Origin of the sequence: Micromonospora sp. NPDC048935, assembly GCF_043197875.1 — a bacterium.
In the GTDB taxonomy this organism is placed as follows: Bacteria; Actinomycetota; Actinomycetes; order Mycobacteriales; family Micromonosporaceae; genus Micromonospora.
In genome coordinates this window covers 122,805-148,386 of sequence record NZ_JBICTZ010000010.1, presented here as the reverse complement: position 1 = coordinate 148,386, position 25,582 = coordinate 122,805, and the positions used below count along the sequence as shown (strand labels likewise).

The window sequence follows — 25,582 nt, the reverse complement described above, 5'->3', positions numbered from 1 at the left end:
AACCGGAGGATCGCGATGACCGTGCCGCCGTCCCGCCCCAGCGCCGTCCGGTTCGGCGCGGCGATGCTCGCCGTCCTCGTGGTGCTGCTCGTCCCGGCCGCCCCGGCCTGGGCGCACAACTCGCTCAAGTCGGCGACGCCGGCCCGGGACGCGACCCTGCCGAGCGCACCGACCCAGGTCGCCCTGGAATTCATGCAGCGGCTCGACCCCGCGTTCACCACAGTCGTGCTCACCGACGCCACCAGGCGGAAGCTCGCCACCGGCGACCCGGTGGTCACCGGTGCGAAGAGCACGGTCCAGGTGACCGACCCACTCCCGAACGGGACGTACACGGTCGCCTACCGGGTCGTCTCCGTCGACGGGCACCCGGTGCAGGGGTCGTACCCGTTCACGGTGGCCGACCCCGCGTCCCGCGCCGCGCCGACCGCCGACGCCGGTACGTCGGCGGCCACTCCCCCCGCCGCCGCGGTGCGGACCGATGGCGGCACGGGTGCCGGCGTACTCGTCGCGGGGGCCGTGCTTCCCGTCCTCGTCGTGGTGGCGGCCGGGCTGCTGTGGCGGCGGCGGGCCACCCGTCGCTGACCCGACCGCACGCCCGTGGTCCTCGCCGACCCGATCTTCCCCATCGTCCGGGAACCACCGGGGTCGATGACCCGACTACCAGACAGGGCCGGCGCGACACACCACCGGGCGACCAGACCAGGACGGGAAACACCTTCGGGTGCTTCCCGACTCTTCCGATCGGATCACCATGTCTCTCACCGAGTTGTCCGGCACGCCGACGCCGGAGACCTCCACACCCGACAGACCGGCCCGGCCGCCCCGGCGCACGTCACCGTTCGGTGCGCTGCTGCTGCGGCTGCACTTCTACGCCGGCATCCTCGTCGCCCCGTTCCTGGTGGTGGCGGCGCTGACCGGCCTGGCCTACACCACGACCCCGCAACTCGACTCGTTGCTCTACGGCGACAAACTGACAGTCGCCCAGGTGGGTGAGCGGCAGCTCCCGTTGGCCGAGCAGGTCGGGGCCGCGCGGAACGCGCACCCCACCGGCAGCATCACCGCCGTACAGCCCGGCGACGGCGACCGGACCACCAAGGTCGTGTTCTCCCTGCCGGAGCTCGGCGAGAACCAGCACACCGTCTACGTCAACCCGTACACCGGCGAGTCCCAGGGGCAGCTCACCACCTGGTTCGGCTCCACGCCGGCCGCGACGTGGCTGGACGACCTGCACCGCCACCTGCACCTGGGCACGGTGGGCGAAAACTACTCCGAGCTGGCCGCGAGCTGGCTGTGGGTGCTGGCGCTCGGCGGAGTCGTCCTCTGGTGGCGGCGGCGCAGCGCCGCCCGAGCCACCGCCCGGCACCTGCTCGTGCCGGACCTGTCCACCGGTAAGGGTGTCCGCCGCACCCGGGGTTGGCACGCCACCACCGGCATCTGGCTCACCGTCGGCCTGCTCTTCCTCTCGGCCACCGGCCTGACCTGGTCCCGCTACGCCGGCGCGAACTTCACCTCCGGTCTCGACGCGCTCAACGCCCGCACCCCGGAGATCTCCACAAGCCTCGCCGCCGTTCCGACCGAGACCGGCGGCGGTCACCACCACGGCGACGCCGGGGCGGGCGGGACTGTCGAGTCGGCGGCCTTCGACCGGGTCCAGACGGTCGCCCGCGACGCGGGACTCTCCGGGCCGGTCGAGATCATCCCCGCACCGGAGCCGGGTTTCGCCTGGACCGTCACGCAGATCGACAACACCTGGCCGGTCGCCAAGGACCGCATCGCCGTCGACCCGGCCACCAGCACGATCACCGCCCGCAGCGACTTCGCCGACTGGCCGCTGCTGGCCAAACTGAGCGGCCTCGGCATCCAGGCCCACATGGGTCTGCTCTTCGGCCTGGTCAACCAGATCCTGCTCGCCGCACTCGCCCTCGGGCTGCTCTGCGTCATCGTCTGGGGCTACCGCATGTGGTGGCAACGCCGACCCACCCGCACCGACCGACGCACCCTCGCCGGCACCCCGCCGGCCCGGGGCGGCGTACGCGGCCTGCCCCGGTGGGCACTGCTGATCGGCGTACCGGTGACCGTGGCGGTCGGCTGGGCGCTGCCGCTGTTCGGGCTCACCCTGCTCGCCTTCCTCGTCATCGACGTGATCGCCGGCGCGGTGTCCCGACGTCGACGACCCGCCGAGGCTCCCACCTCCCCGGCACCCGCCGGGAGCTGACCGCGCGGTCCGGGGACGGACGGCCGGACGCCCTACCTGACCAGGCCGTCCGGCCCGGCCGGCGGTCGCCGGGACGGCCGGTCACCGGGGTCAGAGCACCGTCTGTTTGGTGGTCGGCAGCTCGTCGACGATCGACTTCGGCACGTTGATGGTGTCCGCGATGATCTCGTGGGGCGTGTTGGCCATCCACTGCATCACCGAGATGTCCTCGAAGCGGGGATGCCGGAACATCTCCAGGAACACCAACGGTTCGTCGCCGGTGTTCTCGATGTAGTGGCCGTACGCGAACGGCACGTAGCCCACGTCGCCGGCCTGGAAGTCGAACGTCCGGGCGGCGGCCTGCGACGCGAAGACGCCCATCCGACCGGTGCCGGAGATGTAGTACTGCCACTCGTCGGTGGTCGGATGCCAGTGCAGCTCCCGCATCCCCCCGGGCTCGACCTCGACGAGCGCGGCGGCGGTGGTCACGGACGCGGCGAAGTTCGTCGAGTCGGTGACCCGGACCGTCCCACCCCGGAAGCGCTGCGGGGTCTGTGCGGTCATCCGGTGTTTGAAGCTGCGCGGGATGTCGCCGGTCGGGCTGGTCACCCGATCCTGTTGCAGGGGCGGTGGGACGTCGCCCTGGAAGATGTACTTCTCCCGCTCGGGCAGGTTCTCCATCTGCTCCATCGTCCAGCCGAAGTTCTTCGCCAGGACGTGCCGGGGCGTGTGCGCGAAGAAGTCGCTGAGCAGGAACGTGTTGTTCTCCGAGAAGGCCCCGTCGTTGAAGACGAGCAGGAACTGGGCTCCCTCGTCCAGGGCCTGGATGTTGTGCGGGATGCCCTGCGGAAAGAACCACAGGTCGCCGGCCCTGACGTCCTCGGTGAAGTTGCGTCCCTCGTGGTCGACCGCGCTGATCCGGCAACTGCCGCTGAGCATGTACGCCCACTCCGACTGCTGGTGCCAGTGGATCTCGCGGTACGCGCCCGGCTCCAGACCGAACTGCACACCGGCCAACTGGGTGGCGATCGGCAGGTCGCGGTTGGTGACCTCCCGGGTCCAACCGCCCTTCTCCACCCGGGTGTGTGCCTGGGAGAACGAGAACTTGAGGTTGGGCACCAGCCGACTGTCGGTCGTCGGCGGCACCAGCAGATCGGGGTTCTGTCGTTCCAGCTCGACGTTACGGCCCGCGATGGGCGGGGCCCCCTGGTCGCCGCGGCGCGGCTGGGGATCGCTGTTCGCCATGATCGCTGTCTCCTTACTCCGGTCGGCCCGGATGGGGCGCGGAAAGGGGTCCACCACGCAGGCGGGGCCGCGACGGCAGCCCCAGGAAGGTGCGCACCGCGGGCCACCCGTACCGCACCGCGATCGCGGCGGGAACGGCTGCCGCGGTCGCCGTCAGCACCAGGCGGGTCCACGGCGGGGCGTGTCCACCCGCCCCCGTGCTGGCGAAGAGCACGAGTGCCAGCAGGACGACCCGGAGTCGGAACCGGCCGGGAAGCTCAGTCGATGGGGTCATACCCTCGATGATCGGGGCCGAGCCGGTGCCGTCGCATCACGTGATCGCGCCATTACCCGAGGTCGGATCGGGGACGACGGAGGCCATCGGGCGCAATCCGGCCGGTTCGTCGATGTGGCCGCCCGCCCGGGACACCGTGGCTAGGCTCGGTCGCAGGACGGCATTTCGACGCGCCGGGTAACCACCGGGGAGAACGCCATTGTCCGAATCATCCTTCGACGCCGGCACGTTCCCGGCCGACGATCTCGCCAACGCCGAGCAACGACGGCGTTCGCTGTTCGCCGCGGCGGACCAACTCCGGCTCGCCGGGCGCACGACGGAGGCGCTGCGCGGCCTGGCGGCGGAGCTCGCCGAGCAGCGGCACGGCGAACGCCACCGGGCCCACGTGCTCGACCAGCTGGCACAGCTCGCGACGCGGGAGCGGCCGTCGGTCACCCTCGCCGGTCTGCGGGAGGCGCTCGCCCAGCGGCTCGACGCCCGCAGCCGCAGCAGCGTGCTCGCCCTGCTCGCCACCGTCGCGGCGCGTACCGGCCACCCGGACGCCGATGCCCTGCTGCGCGACGCGGGCACCGCGCACGCCGTGGCGGGTGACAGGTCGTCCGCTCGTCACCTCACCCTCGGTCGGGCCGCCCGCTCGCTGTCGCACGGCGATCTGCCGGGTGCCCACGCCGTGCTGGCGGCCCTGGACCCGGATGCCTGGGTGGCGCGACGCGACGCCACGTCCGTCCGGGCCGAACGGATCCTGGTGCACCTCGGCCTGGGTCGGCACCAGGACGCGTCGAGTGCGACGGCGTCGGACCAGACGGCGGCGCCCGACCCCCCGCTGACCGCCCTGGGCTGCCTGCGGATGGTCGCGGTGGGAGAGCTGCCCGAGGCGGGCGCGCTGGCCGTCACGACGCTCGGCTCGGGGTCGACGAACCTCAGCCAGGAGGGGCGTGCCCTGCTGGTCGCGGTGCTCGCCGAGGTCCGCTACCGCCGCGGCGACCACGACGCCGCCCGCGCCGTCCTGCGCGCCGGCCTCGCGGAAAGACGATGGCCCGACAGTACGACGTGGACGACGGCGTTGTGTGTCGCGGTACGTGACCCCGCCCTTTGCGAGCCGGCGCGCCTGCTCGACAGGGTGGTGTCCGACCTGCACCGGTCGGTGCGGTCGCTGCTGCCCGTGCCGCACTTCGGCCCCCGACTGGTGCGCGCGGCGGTCGCCGTCGGCGACACCCCGGCGGCCCGCCGGGTCACCGAGTTGGTCGAGCTGGTGGCCACCCGCACCCCGGTGCCGCTGTGGCACGCGCTGGCCGCGCAGACCAGGGGCCTGCTCGACCGCGACCCCGACGCGCTGCGCGCGGCGGTCGACGGGCTGCGGACCACCGCCGCACGGCCGGCGCTGGCCGACGCGTTGCTCGACCTCGCGAACAGCCCGCGACTGCGCACCACGCAGGCGTGGGACGCCGCGCACGAGGCGGCCGCGCTGTACGCCCGGATCGGCGCGCCGGGCGACCAGGCGATCGCCGATCGGCGGTGTGCCGAACTCGCCGCCACCCCGCGGCACCGGCCGTCGGCCGACGATGCGCCGCCCACCGGTGTCGGCGCGCTCACCCCGGCCGAGGAGCGGGTGGCCGAGGTGCTCGCCGCCGGCGCCACGAAGAAGGAGGCGGCCGGGAGCCTCTTCGTCTCCTTCCACACCGTGGACACGCAACTCCGCTCCATATATCACAAGCTGGGAGTTCACAATCGCCTGCAGTTGGTGCGGGCCTGGGATCGGTACCGGGCGAGAATCGGCTGATGACCGACACGACCGACCTGACCCCGCTCGCCGAGGGCGTGGAGTGCGAGTTCATGTACTCCTACGAGTCGCGGGCGCCCGAGCCCGCGTACACCGATCTGGGGGTCGCGACCACGCGCATCGGCGGCGGTGTCGCCCTCGCCATGCGCAACGATCCCTCCGGCGGGTACTGGAGCAAGGCGCTCGGCTTCGGCGTCACCGAGCCGTTCACCGTGCGGGTGCTGGATCGCGTCCTCGACTTCTACCGGGAACAGGGCGTCGACCAGGCGGTCCTCCAGCTCGTCCCGGCGGTCCTGCCGGACGGCTTCGACGCGGTCGCCGCCGCACGTGGGCTGGAGCCGGGCAGCACCTGGGTCAAGCTCGGCGCCCGAGCGGACGACGTCGCCGCCGCACCGACCCGCCTGCGGATCGCCCCGGTGCCGGCGGCCGAGGCGCGGCGCTGGGCCGACGTGCTGCTCGCCGGCTTCGGCATGCCGGCCGGTGGGCTCACCGACATGCTGGCCGCGACCGTCGGCGAGCCGGCCTGGCGGCCGCACGCGGCGTGGGACGGCGACGAGGTCGTGGCCGGCGGCAACCTGTTCCTGCACGGCGAGTCGGCCTCGCTCAACGCCGCCGCGACGGCGCCCGGGCACCGCGGCCTCGGTGCGCAGTCGGCGCTGATCGCCGCCCGTGCCCGCGCGGCGGCGGAGGCCGGGTGCCGGTGGCTGTTCGCCGAGACCGGAAAACCCACACCCGGTACGCGGAACCCGTCGCTGGACAATCTGCGCCGGGCCGGGCTGGTGCCCCTCTACGAGCGGCGCAACTGGGTCTGGCGGTCCGCGTCCTGACCGCACCCGGCCAGGTCCCCTCCCGCCGCCGCGGAGGGCCACCGCCGTTCAGCGCGGCGGGCCACGCCAGGGATCGGCCGGATCCTGCGGGCGGTCGCCGTGCAGGGTGCGGGGCTCACTCGGGCGGCTTGGCCCCCGACTGCTCGCTCACCAGGTACGCCGCGTACCAGTCCGGCCAGTTGTCGTCATGCTCGCCCGTCCGCTTCTCGTGCTCACCGTGCGCGGCGGCCGCGCGGCGAAGCGCGCCCGCCAGGTCGCTCGCGGAGCCGAACGACGTCAGTCCTCCCTCGATGCGCCCGGGAAGTCTGGTCGTGATCTCCTGGAGCAGCCAGGTGTTGCCGTCCGGGTCACGCAGCGTGGCGCGCGAGACGTAGCTGCGCCGCTGCGGGTCCGGCCCGTCGATGGGGCCGTCCGGGCTGACGTGGAAGACGTCGCCGACCTCGACACCGGCGGCGGCGAGGGTGTCGTGGGCCGCCTCGATGTCGGACACGATCAGGTACGCCATGGCCGAGCCGGGCGCCGCCGACGTGAGCCCGGGGCCGAACTGCACCGAGCACGCGGAGCCGTGCGGCGTGAGCTGGACAATGCCGGGCGGAGTCTGGTCGAGCCGCCACCCGAGCCGTTGGTAGAACGCCTTCGCCCGGTCGACGTCGGACACCGGGATGACGATCACCTCCAGCTTCACGTCGACATTCTCGACGCTAGCGTCACCCTGGGCACTCTTCGGGCTCATCGCCGCCCCTCCCGATCCGCCGATCACCGCAACCGCGTACCGGATGCCGCCTTCCCGGCATCGGCCGGACGACACCCTCGTGGCCCGACGCACCCGAACAGCGCGCGGTCCGCGGTCGGTTGCGCCTTCCCCAGGAACGCGGGGTACGGCGTTCGCCGCCGGCTCAGCCCTCGCTGTCGTGACCGGCCGCCGGCAGGCTCGCCACGGCACGGCCCAGCGCGTCCCTGAAGTCCCGGTACCGGTCGGGACCGAGCGTGTCGGCGAGTTTCTGCTCGATCAGGTGCACGAAACCGTCGGAGATCTCCATCAACCGGCGACCCCGGTCCGTCGGCATGATCAGCTTCGCCCGGCGGTCGGCCGGGTCGGGCGTACGCCGGACGTAGCCCAGCCGCTCCAACTCGTCGAGGATCGCGCCCATCGTCTGCTTGTTGCGGCCGGCCAGCCGGGCCAGTTCGCCGGGGCGGGTGCCCTCGACGTCCAGGTACGCGAGCACCGCGCCGTGGCGGGGCCGGACGTCGTCGAACCCGTGCTCCGCCGAGCGTCGGAAGATCTCCCGCTGCACGCCTGCGGAGAGCTGCACGGCCAGGATCCCGAGGTCGGGGTCCTGCTCCTTCAGTGTGCTGCGCCTCATAAGTTGGTCCAATCATTGGACGGTACAAGTTTTGGACTATAACGTTGCTGGCGGCGACCGGCGGCCAGACCGCGGTCCGCCTGACCGAAAGGACGACCATGACCATTCTGATCACCGGGGCAAACGGCACCGTGTCGAGGGAGGTGCTGCGCGAACTCGCCGGCCAGCAGCCGGTACGCGCCCTCGTCCGGGACGTCTCGCGCGCGCCCCGCCTCGACGGTGTCGAGTACGTCGTAGGCGACCTGGACCGCCCCACCACGCTGACCCCGGCATTCCAGGGCGTCACGACGCTGTGGCTGTTGATGCCGATGGGCCCCATGGCGCCGAGCCAGAGCATGAACGCGGTGTGGGCCGCCCGGCAGGCCGGTGTGCGGCACATCGTCCGGCTCTCCGCGATCGGTGCCGCGCACGACGCACCCACCCGCAACGGTCGGCTCCACGCGCTCTCCGACGCGGAGTTGCAAGAGTCGGGCATCCCCTGGACGATCTTGCGGCCGAGCTTCTTCATGCAGAACCTGCTCGGCACAAAGGTCGGGGAGCACCTCTACGGGCTCTTCGGCGACGCGCGGGTCGGGCTGATCGACGCCCGGGACATCGCCGCCGCGGGGGCAGCGATCCTCGCCGCGCCGCAGCGGCACGAGGGCATGATCTACACGCCCACCGGGCCGGAGAGCATCACGCTGGACCAGGCCGCCGAGGACATCAGCCGGGTGCTCGGGCAGCCGGTTCGGTACGTACCGCAGAGCCCGGAACAGACCCACGACGGTCTGCTCCAGGCGGGCCTGGACCAGTGGCCGGCCGAAGTTCTCACCGAGTACCGGGTTGCCTACGGTTCCGGGTGGGGCGACTTCACCAACGACCATGTCGCCCGCATCGTCGGCCGGCAGCCGCGGACCTTCGCCGAGTTCGTCCACGACCACCGCGAGCAGTTCGCCGGCGCCTGACCGGCGGGCGGTTCGGGCCGGTGCCCTCCGGTGCGATCTCCCCGGAGGGCACCGCCCGGGTGAAGGTGCGGTAACCCGCTCCCACCTGCGAGCCGTCGATCCGCAGGGCGAGCCAACCACCCCGCTGCCCGGCCCCTCAGGAGTTGGCGACCGCCTTATCCTCGGTGTCGCCTGCCGGTGGGATCGGGAAGTTTCGGTTGAAGATGTTGTCCGGGTCGTACGTGGCCTTGATGGCGCGCAGCCGGGTGAGGGTGGGCTCGGGCCAGGCGTCCAGCAGGCGATCCGGGTCGGTGTCGCTCTCGAAGCTGAGATACAGGCCGTCGAGGTGCGGATAGAGCTCGGTCCACAGCTTGTCGAGGTGGGGTCTGCGGTCCGGCACGGTGGCGGCGATCACGGAGAAGTTCTGCGTCCGGTGCGGATAGGCGGTCGCGTCGCCGGCAACGTCGTTGACCGCCGCGCCGACAGACCGGACCTGCATGATCATCACGTCGCCGGAGTCCATCATGGTCGCCATGCGATCCGCGGCCTCAGGTGTGATGTGGTGCAGCAGCCCGCTGCGGGTGTCGTTCAGCCCCTGACCCCGGTGCCGGTCGCCGGGCGGCGCGACGATCGCGGGATAGGGCACGAGCTGCGCCTGCTGGTCGAGAATCGGTCCGATCTCCAGGAACGGGCTCAGAGCCGACCGCGCCGCCTCGATGTCGTCCCCGGCGAAGACGAGGGTGACCTGGGCCGTCGGCGGCTCGCCCCGACGACGGGGGAAGAGGGACAGGAAACTTGTCAGGTCCCGTGGTGCCTCCTCGACGAGCTGGCCCCAGCGGCGCAGCAACCCGGCGGTGTCGGTCGCGTCCGCGACGAGCTGGGCGTAGACGACGTTGTCGACCTCGTACGCCTCCATCTCGATGGCGGTGACGACGCCGACGTTGCCGCCGGCACCGCGCACGGCCCAGAACAGGTCGGGATGATGCTCGGCGTCGACGCGGAGCAGGCGGCCGTCCGCGGTCACGATCTCGGCGGCGACGATGTGGTCGATGGTCAGACCGTGCTTGCGCGCCAGGTATCCGATGCCGGCGGTGGTGGCGAGGCCGCCGACGCCGACGTCACCGTAGTCGCCGGAGCTCATCGCCAGGCCGTACGCGGCGAGCGCCCGGGCCACGTGACCCCAGCGGGCGCCCGGTTCGAGCCGGATCCGGCGGGTCGCCCGGTCGAGCACCTCGATCTTGTTCATCATCGACATGTCGATGACGACTCCCCCGTCGTTCGTCGAGCGACCGCTGATGCCGTGCCCGCCGCTGCGCACGGACAGCGGCACGTTCTGCGTCCGCGCGTACGACACGGCGTCGATCACCTCGGCGACGGCCTGCGGCCGGATGACCAGGGCCGGTGACCCGGGCCAGCTGTAGCTGTGGCGGACACCGTCGTACTCCGGGTCGCCCGGCTCGACGGACCGGGCGGCCAACGACTCCGGTAGCGCGTCGTAGTCGAGGCCCGGGTGACGCTCGGCCAGGGCGGCGACGCCACGGACCGGTCCGGTGCCGGGCCCGCCCGCCGCGCGCTCCCTGGCGACCGCCTCGCGCAGCGCGGGGGCGATCTCCTGACCGAGGGTCTGGATCAGGCGCGGGTCGTCACGACCGATCAGGAAGGTGCTGAACCCCTCCTCGACGACCATCGGGAGGAGCTGCTCCACCCACTGCTCGACAGGCCCCTGGAGGAAGCCACGGCTGCGCGACGAGACGTCGACGGTGAACAGGTTGAGCAACCGCCGGATCTCCCGAGGGTCGCGGCCCGCCGCGACTGCCGCCTCGTCGATGAGCCGATTGGCGGTCACCCGGTCCGGGGACCGCAGGTACTCCAGTGTCGGCAGCCAGCCGTTCGCCTTCTGGCCGGTCAACGCCAGCATCTTCGGCTGGTACGCGCCGAGCCAGATGTCGATCGGGTGGGCCGGCTCGGGGCCGCGCTGCGTGCCGGGGGTCGGGTAGTACGTCCCGTCCTGCCGCAGTGGTCCGGACGCGGTGACGTCCCAGACGCCGCGCAGGACGTCGATCGCCTCGCGCAGCGCCTCGACGCCCTGTCCCGGCGTCAGCCGGCGTGCGCCCATGCCCTCGATCCCGTCCCAGAACGCGCCGGCGCCGAGGCCCAGCTCGAAACGGCCGTGGGACAGCCGGTCCAGGCTCGCCGCCGCCCTGGCCAGCACGGCCGGCGGACGCAGCGGAAGGCTGAGGACGTTTCCCGAGATCCGCAGCCGTTCCGTGCGAGCCGCGACCCAGCTCAGCAGGGTCCAGGTGTCGAGGAACTCGGCGTTGTAGGGGTGGTCCTGGAAGGAGGTGAGATCCAGTCCCGCCGCCTCGGTCAGCTCGGCGAGCGCCACCACCTGGTCGGGGTTGTGCGCGTCGGGCGTCAGGAAAGTGCCAAACAGGAGTTCGTGGCCGTAATCAGGCATCTCTTCGACATCTCCGTGGTCGTGTTTCTAGAATACGATCTGTTTTGCAGACCGTATTTCAGACAACACACTCTCCCCGCGGGCTCATTCCGCGTGGGCCAACACCGGCGGGTCGCCGTCCACGCACCGGCCGTCCACGCATCGGCCCACCGGGCCCGCCGCGGTCGAGGCCGGCGGGACTCTCGTCGGGAGGCAGCGGACCGCCGTCAGGCCGTACGGTGGCGTGATGGTCCAGCGTGACGGGGAAAGGCCGGCGATGCGGTACCACCTGCTCGGGCCGGTCGAGGTGCGGTCTCCCACGGGGGAACGGCTGACCCTCGGCACGCCGATGCAGGTGCGTCTGCTGGCCGTCCTGCTGTCGCAGCCGGGCCGCGCGTGGTCCATCGACCAACTCGTCGACGAGCTGTGGCAGGGCCGTCCACCGAAGACGGCAGCCGGCAACGTGAAGACCTACGTCTGGGCGCTCCGCCGGGCGCTGCGGTCCCCGGGGGTGCCCGACCCCGCCATCCTCGCGGGGGCCACCGGCTATCGGCTCGTCCTCGACGGGCAGACGGTTGACACCGCCACCTTCGACGACCTGACCCAGCAGGGATATCAGGCGTTGCGGCAGGACCACGCCGCGGATGCCCTGCGGGCGTTCGAGGCGGCGCTGGCGCTGTGGCGCGGCGAGCCGCTCGCCGGCCTGCCCGGCGTGGGGGTGTTGCTCTCCGTCCGGGCCCGGCTCCAGGAGCAGCGGTCGGGTCTGCTGGAGGAGGTCGCCGACCTGCACCTGCGCGCCGGCCGGCACCACGAGCTGATCGAGCCGCTCCGCACGCGGATCGACGGGGATCCGCTGCGCGAGCGCCCCTGGGGGCAGCTCATGGTGGCCCTCGCCCGGGCCGGTCGGCGGGCGGACGCACTGGCGACGTACCGGCGGTTGCGCCGGGTCCTGTCCGAGGAGGTGGGCGTCGAGCCCGGCGCCGATCTGCAACGGCTGCACACCAGCATCCTGCGGGCCGACCGGGAGCCGTCGACACCGGGGGCGCGCCCGCCGCGGCGACACGCGCCCCGGATCGTTCCCCGGCAACTGCCCGCCCCGCCGACGTTGTTCACCGGCCGGACCCGCGAGCTGGCCCGGCTCACGACGCTGCTGCTCGACGACTCCGACCCGGCCGGCACCGTCGTCGTCACCGGCACCGGCGGCGTCGGAAAGACGTGGTTGGCGTTGCGCTGGGCACACGACAGCCTGCACCACTATCCGGACGGGCAACTCCACGTCGACCTGGGCGGCTTCGGCACGGCCACACAGGAGGCCGCGCCGTCCGCCGTCGTCGTACGCTCGCTGCTGCCCGCCCTGGGCGTCAAGCCTCTGGAGATACCCGCCGAGCCAGCGGCCCAGTTCGCCCTGTACCGAAGCCTGACCGCCGACCGACGGCTGCTCGTGCTGCTCGACAACGCGCGCGACGCCGCACAGGTGCGACCGCTGCTTCCCGGGTCCGGTCGATGTGGCGTGATCGTGACGAGCCGCCACACGCTGCCCGGCCTGGTCGCCGCCGAAGGCGCCCACACCGTCGCACTGGACCTGCCCAGCACCCCCGAGGCACGCCAGTTGCTCGTCCGACGACTGGGTGCACGGCGGGCCGCCACCCAGCCGGCCGCGGTGGACGAGCTGGTCACCCGTACCGCGCGGTTGCCCCTCGCACTGTCCATCGTGGCCGCGCGGGCCGCCGCCCGGCCCACGTTTCCGCTCCAGGCCATCGCCGACGATCTGGCCGCGCGCAGGGGTGGGCTCGCCGCCCTGGCCACCGACGACGCCGCCACCGACCTGCGGACGGTGCTGTCCTGGTCGTACCGTCTGCTCAACCCGGACACGGCCCGGCTGTTCCGGCAGATCAGCCTGCACCCCACGGCGGACCTCAGCGCGGCGGCCGCGGCCAGCCTCGCCGGGGCACCGCCGCACCTGATCCGGCCGGCACTCGACGAGTTGACCCGGGCGAACCTGCTGGCGGAGCAGTCCCCCGACCGCTTCCGCTGTCACGACCTGCTCCGAACCTACGGGGAGGAGCTGACGGACGCGCACGACTCCGCGGCCGACCGTGGCGCGGCGCGCCAGCGCGTGTTCGACCACTACCTGCGGACCACACTCGCTGCGGCGCGGCTTGTCGACGCCAGCCACCAGCCGATCGATCCGTTGCCCCTGCCCGCCGACGGGTCACCACCGGCGTTCGCCGATCACCGGTCCGCACTGGCCTGGTTCACCACCGAACAGGGGGCGCTGCTGGCCGCCGTCGACGACGCGGCCACCCACCGCTTCGACGCGCACGCCGGGCAGCTCGCCCAGGCCCTCACCCCCCTGCTCAGCCGGATGTCGAGGTGGCACGACCTGAGCACCGTACAGACGGTCGCGGTCGCGGTCGCCCGACGCCGGGGTGAGCCGCGGGCCGAGGCGGTGGCGCACCGGGACCTCGCGCTGGCCCACCTCCACCTCCGCCGATACGACGCGGCCCGCCGTCACCTGGGCAGCGCGATGGCACGGTACGACCGGCTCGGTGACCGGCCCGGGCAGGCGAGCACCCACCTGCACCTCGCCTGGGTGTACGACACCGAGGGCGACCCGCGGGCAGCGCTGCCGCACGCCGAGGCGGCGCTGGCGCTGTCCACCGGCAGTGACGACAGACGCGGCGTGGCCGCCGCGCTGAACGCGATCGGGTGGGGCCACGCCCGGCTGGACGAGCACGTCCGTGCCATCGCCTACTGCGAGCAGGCACTGGCACTCCACGAGGAGGTCGAGGACCGGGTGGGCTCGGCCCACACCTGGGACAGCCTCGGCTTCGCCCATCAGGGTCTCGGTGCGCACCCGACGGCGGCTGCCTGCTACCGGCGCGCCCTCGCACTGTATTCCGACGCCCAGGACCAGTGCGGGCGGGCGGAGACGCTCGTCCGGCTCGGCGACACCCATCGGGCGGTGGGCGACCACGACACGTCGACGGACCTGTGGCGACAGGCGTTGGAGATCTTCGACCGGGTCGGTCATCCGCAGGCCGGGGAGTTGTCCGAGCGGTTGGCGGCCTCGCGCTGAGCCTCCCCGCGGACCGGCATGGATCCGGCGTGGACCGGGCGTCGGCAGGCTGGGCGCATGCTGACCACGAAGAGACCCACTCTCTGGCGTCGCGGCGGGGCCGACCGCCGTCGCCCACCTCTTGTCCGTCGACTTCCGGCCGTCGTCGCGGTCCTCGTCGCCCTGTCGCTCAACGCCCCGCCGGCGTTCGCGGGCCCCACACCGGCGTCATCCGGCGCAACCGGATCGGCCGCCGGGAGCGGCACCGGCGGGTGGAACGGCCGCATCGACTGGCGGGCGTGCCCGGAACGGCCCGACGATCCGGGTACGCGGTGCGGCACCCTGCGGCTCCCGGTGGACTGGGCCCGACCGGGTGGGGAGACCTTCGAGCTGGCCCTGGCCCGACGCACCGCCACCGACCCGGCAGCCCGCATCGGTGTCCTGGTCTTCAACCCCGGCGGTCCCGGTCTGTCCGGGGTCGACGTGGCGCTGACGGCCGAAACCCAGCTCGGGCCGGACGTGCTGCGCCGCTTCGACCTCGTCGGCTTCGATCCCCGGGGCACGGTCCGTAGCGCGCCGGTGCGCTGCTCGTTGGCGTTGCTGGGCCGGCAGCCGTCCCTGACCCCCACCAACGCGGCGGAGTTCGAGCGACTCCGCGCCTACAACCGCGAGTTGCGCGACGACTGCCGCGCGCGGAGTGGCCCGCTGTTCGACCACCTCGACAGTGTGAGCGTCGCCCGGGACACGGACGCCATCCGGGCGGCACTCGGTGAGCGGCAGCTCAGCTTCTACCAGTGGTCCTACGGCACCCTGATCGGGCAGGCCTACGCCGAGATGTTCCCCGACCGCGTCCGGGCACTGGCCATGGACAGCGTGATGGACCACAGCCAGGGCATCAGGGGGTACGCCCGCAGCGGCGCGGCGAGTAACGAGGCCCTGTTTCACGAGTTCGTGAGCTGGTGCGAGCGGACCCCCAGCTGCGCACTGCACGGACGTGACGTGCCGGCGCTGTACGACCGGCTGATGCGCCGCGCCGACGCCGGCACGCTTGTCGACGCGGGCACCGGCAGGACGCTTACCTGGTTCGAGCTCGGGTTCGCGACATTCGTCAACTTCTTCGACGCGACCTGGGCCGACCTCGCGAACATGCTTCTCGCGTTGGAGCGGGGCGAGGATTACCCGCTCGCGTCCCCGATGGTGCCGGTCGACAGCGACGAGGGCCTGACCGAGTACGCCCTGCCCGCGTTCTGCCAGGACTGGTCGCTGCCGGTCGACGGGTTCGCCGAGTGGAACCAGTACCTCGAACTGGCCCGCGCCGCGGCACCGCACCTGCGGGCCTCGCCGTTGGTCGTCCGCTTCACCGCGATCTGCCTGGGTTGGACGGCGAACAACCCGCAGCATCGGTTGCGGGTACGGACGGACACCCCGCTGCTGCTGCTCAACGGTCGCTACGACCCGGCCACCCCGTACGACGGGGCGCAGCGGGTGGCGGACCAACTCGGCACGCACGGTCGCCTGCTCACCTACGAGGGGTCGGGCCACGCCAGCTACCCCCGCACCGAGTGCACCCGCAGCCGCGTCGAGCGGTACCTGATCAGCAGGGTCATCCCGCCGGTCGGTGCGAGTTGCCCGGCCGCCCCGGCCTGACGTGGCGGTGCCGTCCGGGCACGTGCCGGACACCCGGGTCGGCGCCGAGACCGAGGTCTCGGCGCCGACCCGGCGCTCGGCGCACCGCGACACGTTCGGGGCGAGGAGAGCGGATCCCTCCCGCGAGGGAGCCCCCTTCCCCTGTCAGCGGGGTTCGTCCGGGCCGGAGCAGCGCAAAGATCGGACGCGTGGCGACATCGATCGCCCGCCGGGCGGACCACGCCCAGACGTACGTTGTGCCCGGCTGGGCCGTGGCATACGGGGGCGTGCGTCTGGCGTGGACCGTCGGTGCGGCTCCGACGCTTCGGGTCGGACCTGCTGGGCTTCACCGGCTGGTGGTCGGCCCACGGACGATGACGGCCGTGGGGCTGTGACGTTGCGGCATTGACATCCATCATTCGACGAATTAACTTCCTGGCAACCAGGCGATTGGGAGCGCTCCCACTAGCCGAGCCATCCGAGCACTCGACGAACAGTCGGGCGCGCGGACGCGTCGACCGCCACCACCATGTCAGGAGAGGTCGCATGAGAAGACGAAGAGGGACAAACACGGCGCTGGTGTCGGCCAGCGCCGTCCTGCTGGCATCGGCCGGGGTCGCCCTGGCGATGCCGGCCGGGGCGGCAGCCGCTGGCTGCTCGGTGGACTACAGCGTGTCGTCGCAGTGGCAGGGTGGCTTCGGCGCCACCGTCGCCATCACCAATCTCGGTGATCCGGTCAGCAGCTGGACGCTTGGCTGGTCCTACGGCGCCGGGCAGACCGTCACCCAGGCGTGGAACACGACGCTGACGCAGAGCGGCGCCGCGGTCACCGCCAAGAACGTCAGTTACAACGGGGCCATCGCCACCAACGGCACCGTCTCGTTCGGCTTCAACGGTTCATGGACCAGCAGCAACCCCGCTCCGACAAGCTTCACGCTCAACGGGGTGGTCTGCACCGGTGACCCCGCGCCGACCACGCCACCGCCGACCAGCCCACCGCCCACCACGCCACCGCCGACCACGCCACCGCCGACGACCCCGCCGCCGAACGGGCCGGCGGACATCACGGTGAACAGCGCCACCAAATACCAGACCGTCGACGGGTTCGGGGCCGCGCAGTCGATCTGGGGCAGCGCCTGGTCGACGACGGACACGCAGACGCTCGTCGGGATGGGTGCCAACCAGTTGGGGCTGTCCATCGTGCGGACCGGCCTGTCGCCGGAGTCCAGCGAGTGGGCGACGCACGTCAACTCGTTGAAGACGGCCGAGTCGTACGGGTCGAACGTGAAGATCCTCGCCTCGCCGTGGACCGCCCCGGCGGCGTGGAAGACGAACAACAGCCGGGTCAACGGCGGCAAGCTGAAGACCGACTACTACGACGACTACGCCAACCATCTCAACAGCTACGTGCAGTACATGCGTGGCCAGGGTGTGAACATCGACGTCACGTCGGTGCAGAACGAGCCGGACTGGCACCCGAACTACGACTCGATGGACTGGAGCGGCACCGAGCTGCGCAACTTCGTCCGTGACCAGGGCACGAAGGTGCAGAACACCAAACTGATGGTCGCCGAGGCGGTCAACCTCAACTACAACTTCACCGACCCGACCCTCAACGACACCACCGCCCGCAACAACATCGGCTACATCGGCGGGCACCTGTACGGCACCGAGGCATCCGGCCGACTCAAGTCGTACCCGCTGGCCGAGCAGCACAACAAGCCGGTGTGGATGACCGAGTGGAACCTGCACGAGGCCGACGGTGGCGGCTCCAACATCTGGGGCAACCCCGCCAACGTGACGGTCTGGAACGAGACCCTCGACGACATCATGCGCACCGTGCACCGGTCGATGGAGGCCAACTGGAGCGCCTACATCTGGTGGTACGGCAAGCGCTACTACTCCTTCATCGGTGACGGTGAGGCCGCGTTCGGCACCGTCGCGGGCGCTCCGCTCAAGCGCGGGTACGCCTTCTCGCAGTACGCGAAGTACGTCCGCCCCGGCTACCAGCGGGTCGGCCTGACGAAGAGCTCCAAGGCGTCACCGCTGGAGGTGACCGCCTACCAGGGCGACGGCAAGATCACGCTGGTGATCCTCAACCGGTCGAACAGCGCGGTCAACAACGCCGTGATCCAGGCACCGCAGAACGTCACCAAGGCCGAGCACTTCCTGACCTCGCAGAACGCCAACGCGGCAAGCCAGCCGACGAGCGTCAACGGCGGTCAGGCCACCATCAACGTGGGCGCGCGCAGCATCTCCACGCTCGTCTTCACCCTCTGAACACCACCGCTCGACCCTGAGAACGGCCCGACCGCACAGGAGCCCCGGCAACCCGCCGGGGCTCCTGTCTCGCGACGGGCCGGGGCTCCTGTCTCGCGACGGGCCGGGGCTCCTGTCTCGCGACGGTCAGTGCGAGTGGCGAGGAACGGCGCTGCCGCTGCCACCGACGAGGAAGTCCAGGTCGGCGCCCTGGTCGGCCTGTAGGACGTGCTCGCTGTACAGCCGTGCCCAGCCCCGGTCGGCGGTCAGCGGTGGCGGTTGCCAGGCGGCGCGGCGCTGGGCGAGTTCCGTGTCGTCGACCAGGAGGTCCAGGCGCCGCGTCGCGACGTCGACCCGGACCAGGTCGCCGGTGCGCACCAGCGCCAGCGGGCCACCCACGGCCGCCTCCGGGGCCACGTGCAGGACGCAGGTGCCGTACCCCGTGCCGCTCATGCGGGCGTCGGAGATCCGCACCATGTCCGTGATGCCGGCTTCGAGCAGCCGGCGCGGCATGGGCACGTTGCCGACCTCCGGGAAGCCGGGATAGCCGCGTGGGCCGGCGTTTCGGACCACGATCACCGTGTCGGGGGTGACCTCGAGGTCGGGATCGTCGGCGGCGACGACGTAGTCCTCGATCCGGTCGAAGACGAGCGCCGGCCCGGTGTGCGCGAGAAGGTGCGCGGAGGCGGCGGACACCTTCAGCACGGCCCCGTCCGGCGCGAGTGACCCGCGCAGCACCACGGTGCCCGAGCCGGCGGGCTGGAACGGCTCGGCCATCGTGCCGATGACCTGCCGGTTCCAGCACTGGACGCCACTGATGTTGTCGGCCACGCTCTTTCCGCTGACGGTGACGTGCTCCAGGTGCAGCAGCGAGCCGATCTCGTTCATCACCGCCGGCACGCCGCCCGCGTAGGCGAAGTCCTCCATCAGGTACGCACCGGACGGCATCAGGTTGACGAGCATGGGCACGTCGGCGGTGAGGGTGTCGAAGTCCTCAAGCGACAGCGGGACGCCGAGGCGACCGGCAATCGCCAGCAGGTGGACGACGGCGTTCGTGGAACCCCCGATCGCGGCGTTGACCCGGATGGCGTTCTCGAACGCCTCCCGGGTCAGCACCGTGGACAGTCGTTGGTCCTGCTCGACCATGGCGACGATCCGACGGCCGGCGGCCTGGGCGAGCGCGTACCTGCGCGAGTCGACGGCGGGCACGGCCGCGGCACCCGGCAGTTGCACGCCCAACGCCTCGGTCACGCAGGCCATCGTGGAGGCGGTGCCCATCGTCATGCAGTGGCCCCGGCTGCGGGACATGCCGACCTCCGCCTCCGCGCAGTCGGCCGCCGTCATCCGCCCCGCGCGCTGCTCCTCGGTGAAGCGCCAGACGACGGTGCCCGAGCCGATGTCCTGGCCCCGGAACTTGCCGTTGAGCATCGGACCGCCGGTGATCATCAGGGTGGGCAGGTCGACGCTCGCCGCGCCCATCAGCAGGCCGGGGGTGGTCTTGTCGCAGCCGGAGAGCAGGACCACCCCGTCGAGGGGGTTGGCGCGGACCGACTCCTCCAACTCCATGGCCAGCAGATTGCGGTAGAGCATGGTCGTGGGCCGCATCAGGGGCTCACCCAGGCTCATGGCGGGAAACTCCAACGGCAGGCCGCCGCTCTCCCACACACCCCGCTTCACCGACTCGGCCAGGTCGCGCAGATGCGCGTTGCAGGGTGTCAGCTCCGACCAGGTGGTGGCGATGCCGATCACCGGGCGACCGTCGAAGACGTCGTCCGCGAAACCCTGGTTGCGCATCCAGGACCGATGGATGAACCCGTTGCGGCCCTCCGCACCGAACCACTGCCCGCTGCGCAGCGGACGATCCGTCGTCGACATCAGCACACCTCTCTGTCATGCGTCCGGCCGCGGGAATGCGCGGCGGTCACGGGTGGCACCTACCGGAGGCCGCCGACGGACAGCCCGCCGCGCCAGTGCCGTTGCAGGCTGAAGAACGCGATCATCAGTGGGAGCACCGAGACGAGCGAACCCAGGATGATGAGGCTCCACAGCGAGGTGCCTCCCGTGTTGTTCGCCGACGCGATGCCCTGCCACAGGCCGAGGCCGACGGTCACCGGGAACAGCCGGTTGTCGGACAGCATGGCCAGCGGCAGGAAGTAGTTGTTCCAGGAGGCCACGGCGGACAACAGGAGCACGGTGACCACCGCGGGGCGCATCAGCGGGAGGGCGATCTGGACGAACGTGCGCAGCTCGCCCGCGCCGTCGACCCGCGCCGCGTCCAGCAGCTCGTCGGGCACGGCGTCGCGCGCGTACACGTGCATCAGGTAGACGCCGAACGGGTTGAGCAGCGACGGGAGGATCACCGCCCAGACCGTGTTGGTCAGGCCCAGCCGGGAGAACATGATGAAGGTCGGGATGACCAGGGCGGTGGCGGGCACCATCACCGCGCCGAGCACGACGGCGAAGCTGAAGCGTCGGGCGGCGAAACGGTACTTCGCGAAGCCGTAGCCGGCCATCACCGACAGGACCGTGGCGCCGATTCCGCCGGCTATCGCGTACAACGTGGAGTTGAGGATCCACCGCAGGTAGATGCCACCGTCGTAGGTGAAGAGCTGCCTGAGGTTGCCGACGTAGTCGATCTGGTCGGAGAACCACATGGTGTTGCCGCCGCCGAACAGGCCCGGTGCGTCCTTGGAGCTGTTGACCACGACCCACCAGAAGGGTACGAGGAAGTAGACCACCATGAAGCCGAGGAGGATCTGCAGAGGCAGGTAGCGCTGCGGTCGGCGGGGGCCGGCGCTGACGCTCGTGCGGTTGGCCATCAGAGGAAGCTCCTCCGCTTGCGGGTGAAGAACAGGAAGACGTACACGCAGACGAACACGATGCCGCCGAGGGCGAACGAGATCGCCGATCCGTAGTTGAAGTTGGCGAGTGCGAACGCCTGCTGGTACGCGTACATGTTGGGGGTGAAGTCCGTCCCGATCGTGCCGGCGGCGAGATACCGCAGAATCTGCGGTTCGTTGAAGAACTGCAGCGTGCCGATGAGTGCGAAGACCAGGATGAGGCTCAGCGCGGGCGCGATCAGCGGGATCTTGATCCGCGCCGCGATCTGCCACCGCCCGGCGCCGTCCATCCGGGCGGCCTCGAAGAGCGCCGGGTCGACGCCCTGCAACGCCGCGTACAGGATGATCATGTAGTAGCCCACCCACTGCCAGGTGACGACGTTGAGCAGGCCGTAGAAGATCAGGTTGCTGCCCAGGAAGTCGGGTGCGGTCGCCCCGAACAGGCCGAAGATGTCGGTGAGCGGGCCGAAGCCCTTGCTGTAGAGGAAACCCCACATCACCGCACCGATGACCGTCGGAATCGCGTAGGGCAGAAAGATCATGAGGCGGGAGAAGCGGGCGAACAGCGACGTCACCGCGTCCAGGATGAGGGCCATCGCGAGCGCGATGGCGATCTGCACCGGGATGGCGACCATGGCGAAGCGGATGACGAACCACGCCCCGGACAGGAAGCTCGGGTCGGTGAACGCCTTCACGTAGTTGTCGAAGAGGACGAAGCTGGTGCCGCCGATCAGTTTCTTCTGAAAGAGACTGAGGTACAGCGCGTAGCACAGCGGCGCGATGAGGAACGCCAGGAAGACGACCGCGAACGGCCCGACGAAGAACCACCCCATCAGGTGTTCGCGGAGGTGCACCTTGCCACGGGTCCTGCGTGTCTCGGCGGGGCTACGCGCGGCGCGCTGCTCGGTCAGGAGTGTCATCTGTGGTCTCCGGGACGTGGACGCTACGGATGGTGGGTGGGTGGGCCGGCCGTCCAGCGGCGGCACGGCCCACCCCTGGCGTCACCGCACGGTGAAGCCCTGCTCCTTGGCGTACTTCGCCACGTCGTCCTGGAGCTTGTCGGCGGCCTGCGAGCCGCTTGTGGAGCCCTTGATGATCTCGCTGATCTGCTTCGTCAACGCGTCGAGGTAGTACTGACCGAACGGGGCGTAGGCGACGCCCCGGTAGCCGTTGGCGGCGGGGACGTAGACCTCCTTGTTCGCCTGCTGGCCGTCGAAGAACGCCACCTTCAGGTCGATGAACGCCGGATCGTTGAGCGCCGTGAGGTTCAGCGGGAAGATGATCTGGTTGGTCCAGCCGTCGGTGAGCGACTCCTTGTCGGCGTAGAGCCCGTAGGCGACCTTCGCCGCCAACTCCGGCTTCTTCGCCTGCTTGGTCACCGAGAAGGCCGACCCGCCCCAGTTGACCTGCACCGGGTTGTTCGCATCCCACTGCGGCAGCGGCGCCACCGCGAACTTGCCGGTGTCCTGGCCCTTGCCGACACCCGCGCCGGTGAGATAGCCGGGTGCCCAGGCCGCCGAGATGTACGTCGCGTAGTTGCCGTTGATCACGCCGGAGATGTACTCCGGGGTGAACTGGTCCTGCGTCCCGACCAGGCCCTTCTTGGCGAGGCCACCCCAGTAGTCGAGCACGTCCTTGGACGCCTGGTCGTTGAGCTGCACGCCGATCGACTTCGGCTGCGCCGGTTCGAAGGTGAAGGGTGTGGCGCCCTTCTGGATCTGCAGCGCCATCAGGACCGCTGGGACGTTCGCCCCGAAGTCCCCGAAGAGCGGGCCACCGGCGTCCTTCACCTTCTGCGCGGCCTGCTCGTACTCGACCCAGGTCTTCGGTGGGGTGATCTTGTACTTGTCGAAGATGTCCTTGCGGTAGATCATGCCCATCGGGCCGCCGTCGACCGGGACGCCGTAGACCGCGTCGCCGACCGACACGTCCTTCCAGGCGCCGTCGCTGTAGTTGGCCTTGACCGCGTCGTAACCGTACTTCTTGATGTCGACGAGCGCGCCCTGGATCTGGAAGGTCGGGATCCGGTCCGCCTCGACCATGATCACGTCGGGTGCGCCGGTGCCCGCCGAGATGGCCGTCTGGAACTTGTCGTACTCGTCGTTGCCCTGCCCGACGTTGGTCCAGCAGACCTGAACGTCGTCGTGCTGCTTGTTGAAGTTGTCGACGACGAGCTGGGTGTTGGGATACCAGCCCCACATCGTCACCACCGGCACGTCCTTCTTGGTGATGCTGTTCGTGCAGTTGCTCGCGTCGCTGCCTCCCTCGCCGGAGGAGCAGGCGACGAGGCCGGCCCCGGCCGCGAGCATGGTCACCGTGGCGAGCATTCGTATCGTCTTCATCGACGTGCTTCCCTTCGGGGTGGCGGTGCGACATTCTCCTGCTCGGCGGGCGCCACCGGGCGCGGGAAGCCCCGCTCCCGGTGGCGCCGCCGGACACGCTGCTCCTAGCGCTTGAACAGACGCGGCGCCAGGTCGATGAGGTTCTTCTGCCACACGTCCCAGCCGTGCGGCCCGGGGGTCACCCCGTCGAACTCGTAGCGGATACCGAGGGTGTTCAACGTGGTCAGGGACGCCATGAAGCTCGGGTACACGAAGTCGGTCTGGTCGCCGACGTACAGGCGCAGCATCTTGGTCCCGTTGTTGATCGCCTCGACGTCGACGCCCGTGCCGCTGCCGAACCCGGCCGACAGTGCCGCGACATAGGCGAACTCACCCGGGTAGGCCCGCAGCACCCCCAGCGCCTGCCCGCCGCCCATCGACAGGCCGGCGATCGCCTGCTGCGACGACTCGCTGGAGACGTGGTAGCGAGCGCGGGCCGTCGGCACGATGTTCTCCAGCAACTCCCTGTTGAAGTTGGACGAGTTGCCGTTGCCCATCACGACGACCATGGGCGTGAGGTCGCCGTCGAGGAACTGGTGGTCGAGAATCTGCTTGGCGCGGCCCATCTCGACCCAGTCGGTGTAGTTCTGGCCGCCGCCGTGCTGGAGGTAGAGCACCGGATACGGCTGCGGCCGGGCCGGGTCGTATCCGGGTGGTGTCCACACCAGCGCGGTGCGCTCCTGACCCGCCACGGTGCTCAGATAGGTCATGCTCTGGACCGTGCCGCCCCGGCCGGCGGGCACATCCGACAGCAGCCGGGCGCCCGGCCCGGGGAGGAGGAAGGTGCTCCACGTCGATTCGGTGGTCACCTTCGTCGGGTTGGCCACGTCCTTGACCGCGACCCGGTCCACGATGAGCCGGTAGTAGTAGAACCAGGGCTTCAGCGGACCCACTGTCGCTCGCCACCGGTCACCCTCACGGGTCAGCGGCACGCGCAGCCAACTGCCGCCCGGCGCGATGTTCGCCCATACCGTGACGTGCTGGGCGTCCGTGAAGTCGGTGGTGGTCTCGAAGGTGACGAACCCGTCCCTGGTGACGAAGGGCGTCGGGGTGGTGCCGGCCGGCGGCGGGGCGAACTCCCCCGTCAACGGCCGGTGACCGGGGCTCGGGCCGTGGTCCGCCACGTGCCGGAACAGGCGCGGCACGAAGTCGACCAGATTTTCCTGCCAGGTCTGCCAGTTCGCGCCGCCGTCCGGGTTGACCCCGTCGAACTCGAACCTGACGTCGGCCCGGTCCAACGCCCGCATCAGGCGGTAGGTGGTGTTGTACGCGGGATCTGTCACGTTGCCCGTGTAGAGGCGCAGCAGCTTCACCGCGCGGTTGACCGCCCTGGCGTCCTCCCGGTCGACGGTCGGTGCCGCGTGGCCTGAGAACCAGCCCACGTGGGCGAACTGGCCAGGAGTGGCGACGGCGGCTCTCAGCGCCTGCGTCGCACCGTCGGACACGCCCGCGATCGCCTGGTGCGCCGGGTCGCGCAGGATTCGGTACCTGTCGGCGACCGCCTTGCGAAGCTCCCTGCCATCCGCGCCGTCGGCGTCGTTGATCACGACCACCATCGGCCTGCTGGCGCCCTCGGCCGAGAGGTTGTCGAGGATCTGCCTGGTCCGGCCGAGATCGAGCCAGTCGGTGGCGGGCACGTCCTCACCCGACTGCAGATAGAGCACCGGGTAGCCCCCGGGGCCCTTGGCCGCGTACCCCGGTGGTGTCCAGACCAGGGCCGACCGCTGCCCGCTCCCGGTCCGGTAGGTCAGGGTCTCGACCCTGCCGCCGGTGCCCGGCGGCGCGTCCGCCAGCCACCGCGCCGAGTCGCCCGCGACGAGGAAGGTGCTCAGGAGGGGGTTGGACGCCACACCTGTGCTGTTCGTCGGATCCTTGAGGCTCTTGGTGTCGTCGGCGGTGAGCTGGTATTGGTAGAGCCCCGGCTTGAGCGGGCCGAGAATGCCCGCCCACACGTCGCCACGCCGGGTCAGACCAAACTCCGCCCACGCCGCGGAGGGGCCGATGTTGCCTTCGACGACGACCTGCGACACCGTGCCCAACTGCTCCTGGATGTACGCCGCGGGAACGGTGAACGAGGCGTAGCGATCCGCAGAGACGTCCAGCCACGGCGTCTCCGCCGCGGCCGGCTGCGGCGCGAGCAGAACAGTCGCGGCCGCCATGACTCCGGCGGCGAACACCGCCGAGAGCCGGCGCACGCCCGATCGGCGTGAACGCCGGTGGTACGTTTCGGTTGTCACGCTCCACTCCTCTCCTGCGCCGGCAGCGGCTGCGACCCGACTGGCCGGCTCAACTCATCGGTGGATCTCGCCGTGGGTCTGCGGTGCACACCTCCTTCGCCGTCCTGCCACTGGCGCACCTGACGGGGTCACGCGGT

General features: G+C 71.0%; 18 protein-coding genes. 8 read left to right on the top strand and 10 right to left on the bottom strand.

What is annotated here, in order from left to right; genetic code table 11:
• Positions 1-15: 15 nt before the first annotated feature.
• Positions 16-582 carry a copper resistance protein CopC gene (locus ACGFIW_RS25410; protein WP_393320848.1) on the top strand — a complete coding sequence of 189 codons (567 nt, stop codon included), beginning with the start codon at positions 16-18 and terminating at the stop codon, positions 580-582.
• A gap of 169 nt (positions 583-751) precedes the next feature.
• Entirely contained in the window at positions 752-2,215 is a 1,464-nt protein-coding gene (locus ACGFIW_RS25405; protein WP_393320401.1) for a PepSY-associated TM helix domain-containing protein, read from the top strand.
• A 90-nt stretch (positions 2,216-2,305) separates the two neighbouring features.
• Here ACGFIW_RS25405 and ACGFIW_RS25400 read toward each other — a convergent pair whose 3' ends face one another.
• Positions 2,306-3,439, bottom strand: coding sequence for a cupin domain-containing protein (locus ACGFIW_RS25400; protein ID WP_393320398.1), 1,134 nt, complete (start codon positions 3,437-3,439; stop codon positions 2,306-2,308).
• 13 nt (positions 3,440-3,452) lie between these two features.
• Positions 3,453-3,713 (bottom strand): hypothetical protein, encoded by a 261-nt coding sequence (locus tag ACGFIW_RS25395; RefSeq protein ID WP_393320395.1) that lies wholly within the window; start codon positions 3,711-3,713, stop codon positions 3,453-3,455.
• Positions 3,714-3,912: 199 nt separating this feature from the next.
• Between ACGFIW_RS25395 and ACGFIW_RS25390 the strand changes: the two genes are divergently transcribed.
• Both ACGFIW_RS25390 and ACGFIW_RS25385 read left to right on the top strand, forming a co-directional pair.
• Positions 3,913-5,493, top strand: coding sequence for a LuxR C-terminal-related transcriptional regulator (locus ACGFIW_RS25390; protein ID WP_393320392.1), 1,581 nt, complete (start codon positions 3,913-3,915; stop codon positions 5,491-5,493).
• On the top strand, positions 5,493-6,320 hold the full coding sequence (locus tag ACGFIW_RS25385) for a GNAT family N-acetyltransferase (RefSeq protein ID WP_393320389.1): 828 nt from the start codon (positions 5,493-5,495) through the stop codon (positions 6,318-6,320). Before ACGFIW_RS25390 ends, ACGFIW_RS25385 begins: the two co-directional genes overlap by 1 nt.
• A gap of 115 nt (positions 6,321-6,435) precedes the next feature.
• On the opposite strand, the gene ACGFIW_RS25380 is transcribed toward ACGFIW_RS25385, so the two are convergent.
• Together ACGFIW_RS25380 and ACGFIW_RS25375 are read right to left on the bottom strand one after the other, a co-directional pair.
• On the bottom strand, positions 6,436-7,053 hold the full coding sequence (locus ACGFIW_RS25380; RefSeq protein ID WP_393320386.1) for a VOC family protein: 618 nt from the start codon (positions 7,051-7,053) through the stop codon (positions 6,436-6,438).
• Between the two features lie 163 nt (positions 7,054-7,216).
• Positions 7,217-7,684, bottom strand: coding sequence for a MarR family winged helix-turn-helix transcriptional regulator (locus ACGFIW_RS25375; protein WP_393320383.1), 468 nt, complete (start codon positions 7,682-7,684; stop codon positions 7,217-7,219).
• A 98-nt stretch (positions 7,685-7,782) separates the two neighbouring features.
• Between ACGFIW_RS25375 and ACGFIW_RS25370 the strand changes: the two genes are divergently transcribed.
• Positions 7,783-8,628, top strand: a complete 846-nt coding sequence (locus ACGFIW_RS25370) for an NAD(P)H-binding protein (protein WP_393320380.1) — start codon at positions 7,783-7,785, stop codon at positions 8,626-8,628.
• Between the two features lie 136 nt (positions 8,629-8,764).
• On the opposite strand, the gene ACGFIW_RS25365 is transcribed toward ACGFIW_RS25370, so the two are convergent.
• On the bottom strand, positions 8,765-11,065 hold the full coding sequence (locus ACGFIW_RS25365; protein WP_393320378.1) for an LLM class flavin-dependent oxidoreductase: 2,301 nt from the start codon (positions 11,063-11,065) through the stop codon (positions 8,765-8,767).
• A 226-nt stretch (positions 11,066-11,291) separates the two neighbouring features.
• Here ACGFIW_RS25365 and ACGFIW_RS25360 point away from each other — a divergent pair, with 226 nt between their 5' ends.
• The 3 genes from ACGFIW_RS25360 to ACGFIW_RS25350 all read left to right on the top strand — a co-directional run bounded on the left by ACGFIW_RS25360 (position 11,292) and on the right by ACGFIW_RS25350 (position 18,008).
• Positions 11,292-14,123, top strand: coding sequence for a BTAD domain-containing putative transcriptional regulator (locus tag ACGFIW_RS25360; protein ID WP_393320375.1), 2,832 nt, complete (start codon positions 11,292-11,294; stop codon positions 14,121-14,123).
• A 57-nt stretch (positions 14,124-14,180) separates the two neighbouring features.
• Positions 14,181-15,749 (top strand): alpha/beta fold hydrolase, encoded by a 1,569-nt coding sequence (locus ACGFIW_RS25355; RefSeq protein WP_393320372.1) that lies wholly within the window; start codon positions 14,181-14,183, stop codon positions 15,747-15,749.
• A gap of 525 nt (positions 15,750-16,274) precedes the next feature.
• Positions 16,275-18,008, top strand: a complete 1,734-nt coding sequence (locus ACGFIW_RS25350; protein ID WP_393320369.1) for a cellulose binding domain-containing protein — start codon at positions 16,275-16,277, stop codon at positions 18,006-18,008.
• 126 nt (positions 18,009-18,134) lie between these two features.
• Here ACGFIW_RS25350 and ACGFIW_RS25345 read toward each other — a convergent pair whose 3' ends face one another.
• From ACGFIW_RS25345 to ACGFIW_RS25325, 5 genes are all read right to left on the bottom strand, one after another.
• A complete protein-coding gene (locus ACGFIW_RS25345) occupies positions 18,135-19,862 on the bottom strand; it encodes an IlvD/Edd family dehydratase (protein WP_393320365.1) in 1,728 nt (575 codons plus the stop codon).
• A 59-nt stretch (positions 19,863-19,921) separates the two neighbouring features.
• Positions 19,922-20,806: a carbohydrate ABC transporter permease gene (locus tag ACGFIW_RS25340; RefSeq protein ID WP_393320362.1), complete on the bottom strand. Its 885-nt coding sequence runs from the start codon at positions 20,804-20,806 to the stop codon at positions 19,922-19,924.
• Complete coding sequence (locus ACGFIW_RS25335) at positions 20,806-21,747, bottom strand: carbohydrate ABC transporter permease (protein WP_393320359.1); 942 nt, start codon at positions 21,745-21,747, stop codon at positions 20,806-20,808. The genes ACGFIW_RS25340 and ACGFIW_RS25335 overlap by 1 nt, the downstream gene beginning before the upstream one ends.
• An 81-nt stretch (positions 21,748-21,828) precedes the next feature.
• Positions 21,829-23,169, bottom strand: a complete 1,341-nt coding sequence (locus tag ACGFIW_RS25330) for an ABC transporter substrate-binding protein (RefSeq protein ID WP_393320356.1) — start codon at positions 23,167-23,169, stop codon at positions 21,829-21,831.
• 104 nt (positions 23,170-23,273) lie between these two features.
• Positions 23,274-25,445: an alpha/beta hydrolase gene (locus ACGFIW_RS25325; protein ID WP_393320353.1), complete on the bottom strand. Its 2,172-nt coding sequence runs from the start codon at positions 25,443-25,445 to the stop codon at positions 23,274-23,276.
• Positions 25,446-25,582: the final 137 nt, after the last annotated feature.

Coding starts and splice junctions, on each gene's coding strand:
- ACGFIW_RS25410 (WP_393320848.1), top strand. CDS start 16: ATGACCGTGCCGCCGTCCCGCCCCAGCGCCGTCCGGTTCGGCGCGGCG.
- ACGFIW_RS25405 (WP_393320401.1), top strand. CDS start 752: ATGTCTCTCACCGAGTTGTCCGGCACGCCGACGCCGGAGACCTCCACA.
- ACGFIW_RS25400 (WP_393320398.1), bottom strand. CDS start 3,439: ATGGCGAACAGCGATCCCCAGCCGCGCCGCGGCGACCAGGGGGCCCCG.
- ACGFIW_RS25395 (WP_393320395.1), bottom strand. CDS start 3,713: ATGACCCCATCGACTGAGCTTCCCGGCCGGTTCCGACTCCGGGTCGTC.
- ACGFIW_RS25385 (WP_393320389.1), top strand. CDS start 5,493: ATGACCGACACGACCGACCTGACCCCGCTCGCCGAGGGCGTGGAGTGC.
- ACGFIW_RS25380 (WP_393320386.1), bottom strand. CDS start 7,053: ATGAGCCCGAAGAGTGCCCAGGGTGACGCTAGCGTCGAGAATGTCGAC.
- ACGFIW_RS25375 (WP_393320383.1), bottom strand. CDS start 7,684: ATGAGGCGCAGCACACTGAAGGAGCAGGACCCCGACCTCGGGATCCTG.
- ACGFIW_RS25370 (WP_393320380.1), top strand. CDS start 7,783: ATGACCATTCTGATCACCGGGGCAAACGGCACCGTGTCGAGGGAGGTG.
- ACGFIW_RS25365 (WP_393320378.1), bottom strand. CDS start 11,065: ATGCCTGATTACGGCCACGAACTCCTGTTTGGCACTTTCCTGACGCCC.
- ACGFIW_RS25360 (WP_393320375.1), top strand. CDS start 11,292: ATGGTCCAGCGTGACGGGGAAAGGCCGGCGATGCGGTACCACCTGCTC.
- ACGFIW_RS25355 (WP_393320372.1), top strand. CDS start 14,181: ATGCTGACCACGAAGAGACCCACTCTCTGGCGTCGCGGCGGGGCCGAC.
- ACGFIW_RS25350 (WP_393320369.1), top strand. CDS start 16,275: ATGAGAAGACGAAGAGGGACAAACACGGCGCTGGTGTCGGCCAGCGCC.
- ACGFIW_RS25345 (WP_393320365.1), bottom strand. CDS start 19,862: ATGTCGACGACGGATCGTCCGCTGCGCAGCGGGCAGTGGTTCGGTGCG.
- ACGFIW_RS25340 (WP_393320362.1), bottom strand. CDS start 20,806: ATGGCCAACCGCACGAGCGTCAGCGCCGGCCCCCGCCGACCGCAGCGC.
- ACGFIW_RS25335 (WP_393320359.1), bottom strand. CDS start 21,747: ATGACACTCCTGACCGAGCAGCGCGCCGCGCGTAGCCCCGCCGAGACA.
- ACGFIW_RS25330 (WP_393320356.1), bottom strand. CDS start 23,169: ATGAAGACGATACGAATGCTCGCCACGGTGACCATGCTCGCGGCCGGG.